At 69.0% G+C, this 14,263-nt stretch carries 12 protein-coding genes; 5 read left to right on the top strand and 7 right to left on the bottom strand.

Annotated elements, in window-relative coordinates; translation table 11 throughout:
- Positions 1–2 precede the first annotated feature (2 nt).
- The 5 genes from NGH83_RS06485 (at position 3) to NGH83_RS06505 (ending at position 4,928) form a co-directional block, all read left to right on the top strand.
- Positions 3–845 (top strand): mycofactocin-coupled SDR family oxidoreductase, encoded by an 843-nt coding sequence (locus NGH83_RS06485; RefSeq protein WP_251858244.1) that lies wholly within the window; start codon positions 3–5, stop codon positions 843–845.
- A gap of 23 nt (positions 846–868) precedes the next feature.
- A complete protein-coding gene (locus tag NGH83_RS06490; protein ID WP_251858245.1) occupies positions 869–1,798 on the top strand; it encodes a MoxR family ATPase in 930 nt (309 codons plus the stop codon).
- Positions 1,799–1,897: 99 nt separating this feature from the next.
- Positions 1,898–2,773 (top strand): VWA domain-containing protein, encoded by an 876-nt coding sequence (locus NGH83_RS06495; protein ID WP_251858246.1) that lies wholly within the window; start codon positions 1,898–1,900, stop codon positions 2,771–2,773.
- A 185-nt stretch (positions 2,774–2,958) separates the two neighbouring features.
- A complete protein-coding gene (locus NGH83_RS06500; RefSeq protein ID WP_251858247.1) occupies positions 2,959–3,786 on the top strand; it encodes a mycofactocin-coupled SDR family oxidoreductase in 828 nt (275 codons plus the stop codon).
- Positions 3,787–3,911: 125 nt separating this feature from the next.
- Entirely contained in the window at positions 3,912–4,928 is a 1,017-nt protein-coding gene (locus tag NGH83_RS06505; RefSeq protein WP_256470126.1) for an N-acetylglucosamine kinase, read from the top strand.
- Positions 4,929–4,976: 48 nt separating this feature from the next.
- Here the strand turns inward: NGH83_RS06505 and NGH83_RS06510 are convergent, their stop codons facing one another.
- The 7 genes from NGH83_RS06510 to mftF (NGH83_RS06540) all read right to left on the bottom strand — a co-directional run bounded on the left by NGH83_RS06510 (position 4,977) and on the right by mftF (NGH83_RS06540) (position 14,131).
- Positions 4,977–5,687 (bottom strand): ABC transporter ATP-binding protein, encoded by a 711-nt coding sequence (locus tag NGH83_RS06510; RefSeq protein ID WP_251858249.1) that lies wholly within the window; start codon positions 5,685–5,687, stop codon positions 4,977–4,979.
- Positions 5,684–7,390 (bottom strand): ATP-binding cassette domain-containing protein, encoded by a 1,707-nt coding sequence (locus tag NGH83_RS06515; protein WP_251858250.1) that lies wholly within the window; start codon positions 7,388–7,390, stop codon positions 5,684–5,686. Before NGH83_RS06515 ends, NGH83_RS06510 begins: the two co-directional genes overlap by 4 nt.
- 70 nt (positions 7,391–7,460) lie before the next feature.
- The gene (locus tag NGH83_RS06520; RefSeq protein ID WP_251858251.1) at positions 7,461–8,318 is read right to left on the bottom strand and encodes a branched-chain amino acid ABC transporter permease; all 858 of its coding nucleotides are present in this window, start codon (positions 8,316–8,318) and stop codon (positions 7,461–7,463) included.
- A gap of 57 nt (positions 8,319–8,375) precedes the next feature.
- Positions 8,376–9,566, bottom strand: coding sequence for an ABC transporter substrate-binding protein (locus NGH83_RS06525; RefSeq protein ID WP_251858252.1), 1,191 nt, complete (start codon positions 9,564–9,566; stop codon positions 8,376–8,378).
- Between the two features lie 61 nt (positions 9,567–9,627).
- On the bottom strand, positions 9,628–11,187 hold the full coding sequence (gene mftF, locus NGH83_RS06530; RefSeq protein WP_251858253.1) for a mycofactocin biosynthesis glycosyltransferase MftF: 1,560 nt from the start codon (positions 11,185–11,187) through the stop codon (positions 9,628–9,630).
- A gap of 63 nt (positions 11,188–11,250) precedes the next feature.
- Entirely contained in the window at positions 11,251–12,528 is a 1,278-nt protein-coding gene (mftD, locus tag NGH83_RS06535) for a pre-mycofactocin synthase MftD (RefSeq protein ID WP_251858254.1), read from the bottom strand.
- 91 nt (positions 12,529–12,619) lie between these two features.
- Positions 12,620–14,131, bottom strand: a complete 1,512-nt coding sequence (gene mftF, locus NGH83_RS06540) for a mycofactocin biosynthesis glycosyltransferase MftF (RefSeq protein ID WP_251858255.1) — start codon at positions 14,129–14,131, stop codon at positions 12,620–12,622.
- Positions 14,132–14,263 lie beyond the last annotated feature (132 nt).

Raw genomic sequence — 14,263 nt, forward strand, 5'->3', positions numbered from 1 at the left:
CGATGGCAGGACGCGTCGAAGGCAAGGTGGCCTTCATCACGGGCGCAGCCCGAGGCCAGGGTCGCAGCCACGCGCTGCGACTCGCCCAGGAGGGAGCCGACATCATCGCGGTCGACGTCGCGGAGCCGCTGCCCGGGATGGACCGGTATTACGCCGGCGCGACTCAGGCCGACCTCGACGAGACGGTGCGGCAGGTCGAAGCGCTCGATCGGCGCATCATCGCGCGCAAGGCCGACGTCCGCGACTACGGGGCTCTGAAGGGCGCCCTCGACGAAGGGGTCGCCGAGCTCGGCCACGTCGACATCGTGAGCGCGAACGCGGGCATCTTCGCGTTCGGTGACAAGACGCAGGACGTCACCGACGAGGAGTGGGACCTCGTCAACGACATCAACGCGAAGGGCGTCTGGCACACGGCGAAGGCGGTGATCCCGCACCTCATCGAGCAGGGCACGGGCGGATCGATCATCCTGACCAGCTCGACCGCGGGCATCAAGGGCACCCCGAACGTGGCGGCGTACACGGCGAGCAAACACGCGGTGGTGGGCATCATGCGCACCCTCGCGCTCGAGCTCGCCCCGCACCGAATCCGGGTGAACACGGTGCACCCCACCGGGGTCGCGACGGACATGATCCTCAATGAGGCGACCTTCCGCCTCTTCATGCCCGACGTCGAGCATCCGACCAAGGAGCAGGCGGCACCGATCTTCGAAGGCACGAACGCGCTGCCCATTCCGTGGGTGGAGGCGGTCGACATCTCGAACGCGGTGCTGTTCCTCGCCAGCGACGAGGCACGGTACGTGACCGGGACCGAGCTCAAGGTCGACGCGGGATACACGATCAAGTGACAGCGGAAGTAGGAGAGGTGTCGATGGAACGCACGACGCAGACCGGGGGAGGGCGCCTCACCGAAAGCCGTGCTCGTATCGCCGAACGCATCGTCGGCCGTGAGCGTGAGTTGGAGCTCACGCTCGCGGCCGTCGCCGCGGGGCGCGACATGCTGCTCGAGGGGCCGCCCGGTACCAGCAAGACGACCATGCTGAAGGCGATCACCGAGGAGTGGGGCATCCCGCTGTTCTTCGTCGAGGGCAATGCCGACCTGACACCCGCGAAGATCGTGGGTCATCACAATCCTTCGCGCGTGTTGAAGGAGGATTACAGCGCCGACAACTTTGTCGCGGGCCCTCTCGTCGAGGCGATGCAGCACGGCGGGTTCCTCTACATCGAGGAGTTCAACCGTGCCCCCGAGGACACCCTCAACACTCTGCTCACGGCGATGGCCGATCGTCGAATCTCGATTCCCCGAGTGGGAACGGTGGCGGCGAAACCGACCTTCCGGGTGATCGCGTCGATGAATCCGTACGACAACGTGGGCACCACGCGGCTGTCGACCAGTGTGCACGACCGCCTCAACCGGCTCGCCGTCGACTACCAGGACGAGGAGGCGGAGCGGGGCATCGTCGCTCTGCGAACCGGGGTGACCGGTCCGCTCGGCGAGCGTCAGATCGCCGACTCCGTCGCGGTGACCCGTGCCACTCGCACGCATCCGGATGTGCGCCAGGGCAGCAGCGTGCGTGGAGCGATCGACTGCGTTCTCGTGGCATCGCAACTCGCTGTGCTGCGCGGAGTCGAGCGCGCGGACGACGAGCGGTACGCCGAGCTGATGTACGACGCGATGATCGTCTCGCTCTCGGGGCGCATCCACCTCGACGAGGCGATCGGCACGACGCCGGAGCGGGTGCTGCGTGAGATCTGGGAAGACCGGTTCATTCTCGAACCGGCGACCGCGGCGCCGGGTTGAAGAGCGGTCGAAGCTGAGACGCCGATTACCCGTCGGTCTGAGGCCGGTGCGCCGCCGCGGCGGCGTCCGAAGCCGAAGCAGCTCGACGAGGCGCCGACGGTGTTCGAGCCGTCGGCGGGTTCGGGAGGTTTCGTACTTCAGCCGCGGGCGCGGGAGCGCGCCGCTGGCGGGGAGACGCGTCCGGGCGGTGTCGTCGCGGGGTTCACCGACGAGAAGGGTGAACTGGTGGGCATCGACGAGTTCGCCGAGGTCGACCAGCTCGTGCGGCAGCGGGCGCGACAGATCGCATCGCGGCTGGCCCTGCGCAAGCCCCGCAACGACGCGTCCGCCCGTCGCGGCGTCGGGGACCTGATGAGCATGCCGTACCGGGGCGGCTCCGACGACATCGACCTCGACCGCACCATCGAGCTGCTGGCAGAGCGCCCGATGCCCGAGGACGAGGACATCATCGTCCGAGACCGGATGCGCACGGGACGTTCAGTCGTGCTCGCCGTCGACGTGAGCGGATCGATGAAGGGCGAACGGGTGAGGACGGCGGCGGCGACCGTCGGTGCGCTGGCGGCCGAGCTGCAACGCGACGACCTCGGCGTGCTCGCGTTCTGGTCGGATGCGGCGATCCTGCTTCCGCTCGGCGCAGACGTGCGACCTCTCGAGGTGCTCGACGACCTGCTCCGCATCCCGGCGCGGGGTCTGACCAATGTGAGCTTCCCGCTGGAGATCGCGGCGACGCAGCTCGCCGGGGCTCCGGCGCGCGACTCGCGGGTCGTGCTCCTCTCGGACTGCGTGCACAACGCAGGCCCCGACCCTCGCGTCGCCGCCGCACGGCTCCCAAGACTCGACGTGCTGCTCGACACCAGCGGCGAGAAAGACGTCGAACTCGGCCGCGACCTCGCTCGCGTCGGGCGGGGTCGGTTCCGCGCGATCCGCTCTTTCCACGACGTCGCCCCGGCGCTCAGCGCTCTGTTCTCCGAGTGATGAGTGCCGCGGGGTGGAACCGAGGTCGCACGCGTGCTCGACATCGTGAGGGCAGCCATCCCTTCGAGCGAGGGAGAACTCAGGAAGGGCGTCGGTGGCAGCCGCTGCTGTAGCGCTACGCAGATCTCCTGCGAGATGCAGGGAGAATGCCCGCCACGAAGCGGGAACGAGAGAAGGAAGAAGCAATGGGCAAGCTAGATGGCAAGGTCGCGTTCATCACCGGCGCGGCCCGAGGACAGGGTCGAAGCCACGCGGTGCGTTTGGCGCAAGAGGGTGCCGACATCATCGCGATCGATATCGCGGGCCCGGTCGAGACGGTGCCATACCCGGGAGCGACTCCGGACGACCTGGCTGAGACGGTGCGGCAGGTCGAAGCGCTCGACCGCCGCATCGTCGCGACGAAGGCCGACGTGCGCGATGCCGCCGCGCTCAAGGCCGCCGTCGATGACGGGGTCGCGCAGCTGGGCCGGCTCGACATTGTGCTTGCGAACGCGGGCATCTCCACGCCGGCATCCACGCTCGAGATGGACGAGGAGGTCTGGCAGACGATGATCGATGTCAACCTCACCGGAGTGTGGAAGACACTCAAGGCCTCGGTTCCGCACATCATCGCCGGTGGTCGCGGCGGGGCAGTCGTGATCACGAGCTCCCTCGCGGCGATCTACGCGAACCCGAACACCGCGCACTACTCCGCGGCGAAGGCTGGGCTGGTCATGCTCTCGAAGGTGCTCGCCAAAGAGCTCGGACCGCAGTCGATTCGCGTGAACACGGTGCACCCGACGACGGTTGCCACCGACATGATCCTCAACGACGCGACCTACCGGCTGTTCCGACCCGACCTCGAGCAGCCGACTCGCGCGGACTTCGAGCAGGCTGCGCTCACCCTCAACAAGCTGCCCATCCCGGCGATCGAGTCTGAGGACATCTCGAACGCGATCCTCTATCTCGTCTCCGACGACGGGCGATACGTGACCGGGACGACCCACATCGTCGATGCCGGCGGTCAGTTGTGATTCTTCGCTAACGACCTCGAATGCCGGGCGGGACCTCGTGCTCGAGGGCCCGCCCGGCACGAGGGAGTCGAGGTGGGAGAAGTTATTGTGCTGAACATGCCTCTCGTCGACGACAGCGCGACCGAATGACCGCGGACACTGCGCTCGGCGGCACATCGCGTCGCCCATCGGTGGTGGTCGCGGTGGACGGCGGCGGTGAGAAGACGGATGCTGTCGTGCTCACCATCGAAGGCGAGTTGAGGGCGCGCGTCACAGGGCCTGGGTCCAGCCCGCGCGTAGCGGGAGTCGAGAAGGCCGCCGCGACGCTCGAGGACATCGTGGGCACCGTGCTCGCCGAAGCCGGTGAAACGACACCGGACGGTGTTCATGCGTTCGTGTCGGGTTTGAATCTGCCGGACGACACCGTTGCTCTTCGCGCCGCGCTCGGTCGTGCGCCGTGGACGCATCGAGCGGTTCTCACGCTCGACAACGACATGCCCGCGTTGCTGCGAGCGGGCACCGACGCCGCAGACGCGGTCGCCGTCGTGTGTGGAACGGGAATCAACGCGCTGGGCGTTCGCGCGGACGGCGCCACCGCGACCTTCGCCGCGCTCGGCACGATAAGCGGTGACTGGGGCGGCGGCTGGGAGCTGGGTCAACAGGCCCTCTGGCACGCTGCCCGATCCCGGGACGGGCGGGGCCCGGCCACGCTCCTCGCCGACGCCATCCCCGCTGCCTTCGGGATGTCGACTCTGGACGACGTCATCGCCGCGCTGGACGGAGGCCGGCTGCCTCATGCAGAACTGCGCCGCCTCGCTCCGGTCCTTCTGACCGCGGCCACCTCGGGCGACGAGGTAGCCGGCGCCCTCGTCGACCGTCAGGCCGACGAGATCATCACGTTGGCGTGCGCTGCACTGAACCGGCTGCAGCTCAGCAACGCTGCGGTCCCGGTGGTGTTCGGCGGCGGCGTCATCGCTTCCGGCAATCCGCGCCTGAGCCGCGGCATCCGAGACGGACTGGCTGAACGCGCCCCCCATGCGCACCCGGTCCTGCTGAAGACCGCCCCCATCGTGGGTGCCGGGGTACTGGCCGTCGCGGCAGCCGGCGGCGACGATCACGCTCGTGCACGAGCACGCGCAGCCCTCACCGCCGGCCAGCACTGACGACGGCGTTGATCGTCACCCGAAGCACCCCACCGACCACGAACCGTCTCAACTGAAGTCATCGGGGTCTGCCAGGTAGGGGGCCGCGAGCGCGGCTCTGTCGCTCAGAAGGTCGACGCACGGGGCGGATCGGACGATGCGACCGCCCTGCATGATGTGGGCCGTGGTCCCGATCGCGAGGGCTTGCTCCGCGAACTGTTCCACGAGCAGAACTCCGACGCCCGTGGAGGCGAGATCGGCGAGGGTCTGCATGAGGCTGTTCACGACCATCGGCGCCAGGCCGAGGGAGAGCTCGTCGACGAGGAGGAGGCGTGGCCGCGTGGCCAGAGCGCGGGCGATGACGAGCATCTGCTGCTCACCGCCCGAGAGGAGCCCTGCGCGCGTGGTGCGCTTCTCGGCGAGGCGGGGGAAGAGCTCGAACGCACGTCGGAGTGCGGACGGTGAGCGGTCCACCACGGCGATGTTCTGTGTCACCGTGAGGTGTCCGAACACGCTGCGACCCTGTTCGATGTACGCGAGCCCATGCCTGGCGCGCCGGTGCATCGTCATGGTGTCGATGCGGCGTCCCTGCAGCGTCACGGCTCCGTCCGCGGGCGGAATCACGCCGGCGATCCCGTCGAGCAGGGTGGTCTTCCCTGCTCCGTTGGCGCCGAGCAGCACGGTGATCTCGCCCTCGGGCACGACGAGGGAGATGTTGCGGCAGATGGTCAGTCCGCCGCGCCTCAGGGTGAGAGCCGAGACGTGCAGCCCGCCGGTCATGCCGCCGCCTCCGTGCCGAGATACGCTGCGACGACCCGCGGGTCGCGCAGTACCTCGGCCACCGGCCCGGAGCTGATCACGCGGCCCTCGTCGAGCACCGTGGCACGACGGGCGGCCACTCGGATGAAGCCCATGTCGTGTTCGATCAGCAGCACCGACGTGCCGAAAGTGTCGGGAATGCGTCGCACGAGTTCAGCGAAGGCATGATGCTCCTCCTCGCCCAGGCCGGCCGCGGGCTCGTCGAGCAACAGCACGCCGGGCCGCGAGGCGAGAGCCGCCGCGACCTCGAGGATGCGGCGCGATCCGATGTCCATGAGCCGGATCGGGACATCGCCGTCCGGCAGGCCGAAGAACGTATGCACGACGTCGACGGGCATACCCTCTGCGGCTAAGCACAGATACTCGGCCACCGTGAGCGCCTCGACCGCGCGCGATTGCTGGAAGGTGCGCCGGATCCCAAGCTTCGCCCTCCGGCGGGCGGAGAGAGCGTCGACGGATGTGCCGTCGAACATCACGCTGCCCTGGTGGCGAGCAAGGAAGCCCGTGACCGCGTCGACGAGGGTCGACTTCCCCGCACCGTTCGGCCCGATGAGCGCCTGCACCTCTCCCACCGCGAGATCGAGATCGACCCCGTCCAGGGCGCGATTGCCGCCGAAGTCGACCGTCAGTCCGCGGACGCTCAGGCGCGGCCGGCGCTCAGCCGCACCCGCGCCGGCCTCAGCGCCGGCGAGATCGGGACCCGCGCCCGACCTCGCCGTCTCTGCGATCTCGCACGTGACCCTGACATCGCGGAAGGAACGCTCCTCACGCCACCTCGTGAACTGTTCCATGAGCCCGCCATTGCCGCGACGTAGGGTGTCGAACGCGCCGATGGCGAGCAGCGCGTTGCCGAGATCGAGCGGAAGGTCCAAGCGCCTGAGCACCTCGGGGATGAGCACACCGAACGCGCCCGCCAGCACAGCGCCGCTGAACAGTGCGGCACCGCACAGCACCGCCGTCGCCAGGGAGACGAGTGACGCGAGGGGACTGAACACGCTCGTCGTGAGCAGACCGTATTGCCCGGCGAGCAGGCCACCCGCGAGCCCAGCGATCAGCGCCGACGTCCCGAACGCCGTGGCCTTCGACGCAAGGACCGGGACGCCGAGCGATGCTGCTGCTCGTTCGCCGCCCCGCACGGCCTGCCAGCTGACACCGTGCCGCGACCGGGCGAGGGCAGCGACCCCGAGCTGCGTCACGATGAGCACAGCCACGGCGAAGACGGTGAACCAGCGCGCATCATCGAATGGAGCAGTGGGCAGCACCGGAACCCCCTGCCCAACGCCGGGGAAGCTGGTCTGCCGGAGTACGAGGTCGAGCGCGGTGGCGAAGCCGAGCGTCACGACCGCGAGCTCTACCCCTCGGATCCGGGCCGTCACGACGCCGATCACCGTCCCGATGGGGAAAGTGGCGAGCCCCCCGAGCAGCACGAGAACGGGGAAGGGAGCGGAGGGCCACTGCAGCGCGAGCCAGGAGACGACCCAGCCTCCAATGGCGGCGAACGACAGCTGGCAGAGCGTGATGATGCCGACCTGGCCGGTGAGAAGGCCGATGCTGCGCGCCACCAGCGCGCCGACCCCGACCGTCGACAGCAGGTACACCCAGTAGAAGGGGAGGAACGCGGACAGCAGAGCGACGACTGCGAGGAAGACTGCGCCGGCGAACATCGACCGGGCACGTCGGGCCCGCCGCCGCGCGGCGGCATCCGGCGGCCTCGGCGTCACCTCGCGCCGTCCCTCATCGGGCCTCACCCCACACCTCCCGCCTGCGTTGCCAGATGAGCGCGACGATGATGATGACGAACGGAAGCGCGCCTCGATAATCGGCGACGAGCGGCAGGTGCACGCCGACTCCCTCGAGGGCGCCGATGGCGAGACCACCCGCAGCCGCGACCCAGACATTCGTGAAGGCCCCGAGGAGCCCCGCCGCGAGAGCAGGGACCACGAGGAACGCCATCGTCTCGAACGTCGGATTCCGGGTGGGCGCGACGAGGAGCATGGCCAGGGTCGACACCGCCCCGGTCGCCGCCCACGCGCCGATCGCGAGCCGATGCGAGTTCACGCCGAGCAGTTGAGCAGTCGTCGGCCGCTCGGACATCGCCTGCAGGCGGAGGCCGATCTGCGTCCGTGAGAGCAGCAGCGACAGGCCTCCCGCGAGGAGGAAGGTGAGCGCCAGCGCGACGACGGTCGTCAGGGAGACCCGAACACCGCCGAGGTCGAACGACACCGCGGGAACCAGGCTCGGCATGACCCGCGGAGAGTCGCCGAACAGGCGGAACCCGAGCGTGAGCACGAGGATCAGCAGCACCACTGCGACCGTGGCCCGGACGGTTTCCGTCGGTTCCGCGAACCAGCGCGCGAACAGCCCCCCGGCGAGCGCCGACGCCGACGCCGCGGCCGCGACGCCGAGGATCGCCGCGACGGGCAGCGGAACGCCCAGCCCGAGAAGGGTGTAGCAGCTGTAGGCCCCGAGGCCTCCGAGCGCCGCCTGGCCGACGTTCAACACCCCTCCGAGCCGGTACAGCACGACGATGCATACGGCGAGAATCGCGTAGGCGGCCCCATTGACCAGTCCGGCGACGAGGCTTTCAAGCATGATCACGTGCCTTGTCGTGGTGCATCGTGTTCACGAGCGTCCGTCGTGGTGCCGCGGTTACTCCGGAACCTCGACCCAGTCGCCGACGGGCTCCCACCCGTTCTCCGTCGCCCGCACCATCATGCTCGCCCGGTTCGGATTGTGCGCATCGGAGTCGTCGAACACGTACGGCATACCCATGAGCGGGTTCTCGATCTCGCCGGCGCCGCGCAGGGCCTCTGCCACCGATTCTGCGGTGATCTCTCCGTCGATGCTCCTCAGCACCTCGACGAGGATCTGCGCCGCCACGTAGCCGCCCTCGGACAGCGAGGTGATCGGCACATCAGCCGCTTCCAGGGTCTCGCGCCACTCGGCGACTTCGGGAGCGTCGGCGGAGGCGGGGAGGAACTCGGAGTTGGCGTACACGCCATCGGTCGTTCCCTGCGCCTGCAACGCCTCGATGGCGGAGTCGGTGTAGACGTTGGACAGCATCAGCCAATCGGCCTGATCGAGGACGCCCTGCTGCTGGACGGTGTTCATGAACGACACACCCTCGGGCTCGGTGGGGTTCACAGCGACAGCATCGCAGCCCGCATCCTTCACGGCGAGAATCGCCGGGGTCGGGTCGTCGCCGAGATTGACCGACGTGTCGACGTGCGCGAACGTCATGCCCGCCTTGTCTTGCCACGCGTCGAGCAATGCCAGGTACGGCTCGGTGAGCCCCTCGCTCTTGAGGATCACCGGGCAGATCCGCTCCGCCTCGAGCTCATCCTTGGCGAACCAGAGGAGGCTCTCGTAGCCGTTGAAGGTGCCGGCGTTGACGGGCGCGATGTTCCTCGAACCGAAGCAGGACGGCTCGACGCCCGTGCCCATGATGTTCACGACGTCGCGCTGCTCGTAGAAGGCCGCGTTGGCGCTGCACTCGACGAGGCTGGCCCCGCCGACCATCGCGACGACGCCCTCTTCGTCGACGAGTCGACGGGCCGACTGGCTGGCCTTGGCAGGATCGGCCCCGTCGTCCTCGGAGAAGTACTCGATCATGCGCCCGTTGATTCCGCCCTCGTCGTTCACCTGGTCGAACACCGCCTGCGCGGCTCCGGGTACCTCGGGGAAGGGCGCGGGACCGGTGAGCGAGCTGATGGCTCCGATCTTGATGGGCTGATCGGAACTGCCTGGCTCTCCCGAATCCGACGAGCAGCCGGTCGCCGCGAGGCCGACGACGAGGGACAGCGACAGCAGCAGGACACTCCGGTTGGCGCGCGACGACATGAACAGACTTCCTCTTCGTGAGTGGATCCCGCGCGGAAGTCGCGCGGGTCTTGCTTGAGACCTACTGGGGGTCCGCGACTTGCGGTCCGGCTTGCATCGACACGCCGCCCGACGTCGTCCTCCGCGGCCAGGAGGGGAAACGCACGCGGGGGAGTACGACCGCGGGCACGCCCCTGCGGATCGCCCCACGGATCACCCCGGTCCCGTACGAGGCGTCGTCGAGCAGCCGCAACGCAAGGCTCTTCACGGGGCCGAGCCGTGTGGGACGCAGCAGGTGATCGCGCACCGGCTCCCACGCCATCGCCGCGGCGACGCCACGGGCCAGGCGGGAGAACGGGGTCAGCGCGAGAACGCCCCAGCCAACGGGCCACCAGTCGCGGCGCAACAGGTGCCCCGTCCAGAACGCGTCGGAGAACAGCGATCTGCCGGTCATCTCGATCGCGACCGACAGCGGCATGTCGGGCCCGAGCATCCGTCGCTGACGCACAAGCTCATAACCGGCGATGGGGAGCGCCAGCAGGCGGACCCACCCCCTCTTGTTCGAGAGTGTCGCGATGACCGCGAGTCCTGCGAGCGACGGACTGGCGGGGGTCAGCCTGCCGGGATGCCGTATCTCGAGGTCTGCGGCAGAGCCGCCGTACCCGGCGCGACGGGACGTGAAGTCGGCGATCCTCGTGCGCACCTCGTGATGGTTGACGACGTCGGTGACGTAGCGCACGGTCCACCCCGCCTCGTGCATGCGCCAGAACAGGTCGACGTCCTCTCCCAAGCGGATCGTGGGATCGAACGGGGGTTCCGTGACGGCGCTTCGCCTGACGATGGCGGAGGCGGTGGGCAGCCAGCCGGCGGGGACGCCGAAGACGACCCGGCTCGGGTCGGCGCCCATGTCGAGCTCGGAGCGCGCCTCTTCGTACAGCTCGATGTCGGACGTGCCCTTCACGTCGGGAAGTACTCGGGGGCCGACCGCCCCGACGAGAGGGTCTTCGAAGATCGGGCGAAGCCGGGATACCCACTTCGGCGACGCGATCGCATCGGCATCGATGAACGCGACGATCGGCGCGGTGGACGCCTTGAACCCGTCGGTGCGCGCCGCTCCCGGCCCGCCGTTCTCCGTTCGCACGATGAGCCGGGCGCCGTGCTTCTCCGCGAGCTGCCGGATGCGGGCCGCGTGCGGGGCCGGTGAGGCGTCGTCGACGACGATCACGGGCACCCCTTCGGCATCGAGCGACGCGAGGCACCGCTCGAGCGGGCCGGGGTCGCCGTAGACGGGGACGACGATCTCGACATCCGACGGCTTCTCCGCCTGCGCTTCCGACGACGGCAGCGGGTCGGCGATACCGCGGTCGAGCAGGTAGACCGCAGCGTCTTGCTCCTCTGGAGTGGACGCGGTGATGCCGGTGCGGTTCGCCGCGTAGAGCTTCCGCGCGAAGGGGAGCACCGACTCAGGTAGTCGAGTGACCGCCCACGGAGATCCGCCGATCGTGACCTCACCCGCGCGCAGAGCCACGCCTGAGGTCCACGCGAGCGGCACCCGCGTCGTGAACTCGGACGTGACTCGCGTGCGGACGGGAGGCTCGGGGAACGGCATGCTCCAGCGCGCGCCGACTTCAGGGGTGGCCATCCGCTACTTTCCTCACTGCTTCAGGGCCACCGACAGGGTCGATGTTCCCCTTCTTCTTCCGGGTTACTGGATGGTCTTCTCGATGGGGCGGTCGGCCACCGGCTTCTTCGTCTTCCTCTGCTGCGGCGCGGCTGCCGGAGCGGCATCGCCGTCGGCGCCGAACGCGCGCTCGAAGCCCGCGGGAACGTAGAGGTCGTCCCGGCTGAGCTCCGAGATAGACGAGTGCCCGAGGCCGAGCACGGCCGAATCGAGTCCCATGCGCAGCAGGTCGAGGACGTTCTCGACGCCCTTCTGACCGTTCGCGCCGAGACCCCAGAGGTAGGCGCGGCCGATCATCACGGCGTGAGCGCCGAGTGCTAGCGCCTTGGCGACGTCACCGCCGCGGCGGATGCCGCCGTCGAGGAGCACCTCGATCTGGTCGCCCACGGCGTCGGCGATGCCGGGGAGACAACGGATCGGCGCCGGGGTGGTGTCGAGGTTGTTGCCGCCGTGGTTCGACACGGAGATCGCGTCGGCGCCGATGTCGACCGCGTGCTTGGCATCGTCGATGCGGGAGATGCCCTTGACCATGAACGGGCCGCCCCACTGTTCACGCAACCACTCGAGGTCTTCCCAGGTGGGGGGCGGTGTCCGCGACCACTCGCCATAGGCCTGGAAGAACGTGGGCGCCGGGCCGGTCGGGGGCTTCAAGTTCGGCGCAGTGAGGTCGGGCAGGCCCGCCCTCAGCCAGGTCAGCGTCCACTTGGGCCGCACGATGCCCTCAGGCATCATCTTGTAGACGGCCGGGAAGTTCATCTTCTCCGGGATCGAGGGGCTGCCCCAGTCGCGGCCGATCGAGAACGACCAGTCGGTGGTGGTGATGAGCGCCTTGGCGCCCGCCGCCCTCGCGCGTTCCATGCGCTGCAGGATGTCGTCTTTCGACCCCGTCCAATACATCTGGAAGAACGTGTTGGGGTTCGCCGCCGTGACTTCCTCGACCGACTTCGAGGCGAAGCTGCTGAGGCCCATGATGGTGCCGCGGCGCGCGGCGGCCTTCGCGACGGCGACCTCACCCTCGGGGCGGATCGCCTGTACACCGGTGGGGGAGATCATCACCGGCATCGACACCGGAACCCCGAGGATGGTGGTCGACAGGTCGCGTTCGGCCTTGTGGCCTGCGACCTTCGGCTTGAACTCGAGTTCGGCGAAGGCGCTCACGTTGTCCTGCGGCGTGCGGCCCCTCTCGGATCCCGCCACGAGCGCCGCATACACCGACGCCGGAAGGAACTTCTTGGTGCGGCGCTGCGCCTCGAGCACCGTTTCGAACCAGGGATTCTTCACCCACGGCCAGATCTTGCTCATTCGATCTCCTCGCTCTCGCTCTCGCTCTCGCGCCCGATTGCGTCACGCGGCGTGGTCCACCGATCTGCGACGTCATTGGCACCCGGTGCCATTATGCCTTCGTCCAGCGTGGAACGTGCACGCGGGGTCCGATCACGGTGAACTCGCGCCGACGGGCGGCGCCGACGATGACGCCAGTGCCGTAGGAGGCGTCGTCCATCATCCGCAGGGCGAGGCCGCGCGCCGGGTCGACACGTGACGTGCTCAGGATGTGATCGCGGATCGGCGGCCACATCATGCACGCCGCAACGACGCGCGCGACGCGGGAGAACGGCGTGACGGCGAGCACTGCCCAGCCGATGGGCCACCATTCGCGTCGCAGCAGATGGCCGAGCCAGTACGCGTCGTTGTAGAGCGAGCGGCCGGTCATCTCCACCGCGACGGACGCCGGCACCTCAGAACCCAGTACCCGACGCTGGCGCAGGAACTCGAGCGCGGCGATCGGCAGGACGAGAGCCCGCACCCACCGGTGGCGACTCGTCAGCACTGCGATCATCGACAGCCCGATGACTGAGAGCCAGGCGGGAATCAGGCGGTTCGGATGCCGCGCGTCGAGGGAGGCTGCACCGGTGCCATAGCTCACGCGACGACCGACGAAGTCGCGGAGCGAGGTGCGCACCCGGTGGTGGCTCACCACGTCGGGGGCGTAGCGCACGGTCCACCCCGCGTCACTCATGCGCCAGAACAGGTCGACGTCTTCCCCCACCCGCAACTCGGGGTCGAACGGCGGATCGGGGAGGGCGCTGCGGCGGACGATCACGGAGGCTGTCGGCAGGAAATTGACTGGCACCCCGTAGACCACCCGGCTCGGCTCCTCGCCCATGTCGACGCTCGAGTGCCTTTGCTCGTACCCTTCGATCGCCGAAGCTCCCGTAATCAGCGGACCCACACGCGGTGCCACCGCACCGACCAGAGGGTCATCGAACAGCGGCCTCAGTTGCGACACCCATGCCGGCGCGGCGACTACATCGGCGTCGACGAACGCGACGAAGGGCCGCTCGGTCGCGGCGACCCCGGTCGCGCGAGCGGCACCAGGGCCGCCGTTCGTCTCGCGAACGACCAATCTCGCTCCGTACCGGAGAGTCAGGCGCCGGATCCGAGCAGCCTCTGCCGGCTCAGACGCGTCGTCGACGACCGTGACCGGCAGCCCCTCCTGCGCCAGCGCGGCGAGGCAGTCCGCGAGCACGCCCGCGTCGCCCCGCACCGGAACCACGACGTCGACGTCCGTCGGCCGCGTCGCCTCCCCGGCTGGCATCGGAAGTGGATCCGCGATGCCCCGATCGAGGAGCTCGAGCGCAGCTCGCTGCTCGACGGGATTCGAGGCGATGAGCCCCGCGCGTCCCGCAGCGAACAGTCGCCTCGCGAATGGCAGCGTGTCCGGCGGCAGTACCGTGACCTCCGACGGCGACCCGCCGACGATGACCCTGCCCGCCCGCAAGCGGACCCCGGTCGTCCACGCGATCCGAGCCGCGCCCGCATAGGCGATGCGCTCGACCTTCTCGACCGTCGGCGCCGGGGCCCGGCGCGAGCGTCGCCACGACGCGGTGCGCGTCCTATCGGTCACCGGCTGTTCCTTCGTTGGTAATGCCGCCACGGCCTCGAGAGTTGAGTGGTACCCGCCATGATTCCACCTCTGCGTGCCTTTTTGGCGCTCGATGCCAAAATCAGTCGAAGGCTCCGATGCGTTCGCGGGCCG

It is taken from the genome of Herbiconiux sp. L3-i23 (assembly GCF_023734115.1).
Lineage (GTDB): Bacteria > Actinomycetota > Actinomycetes > Actinomycetales > Microbacteriaceae > Naasia.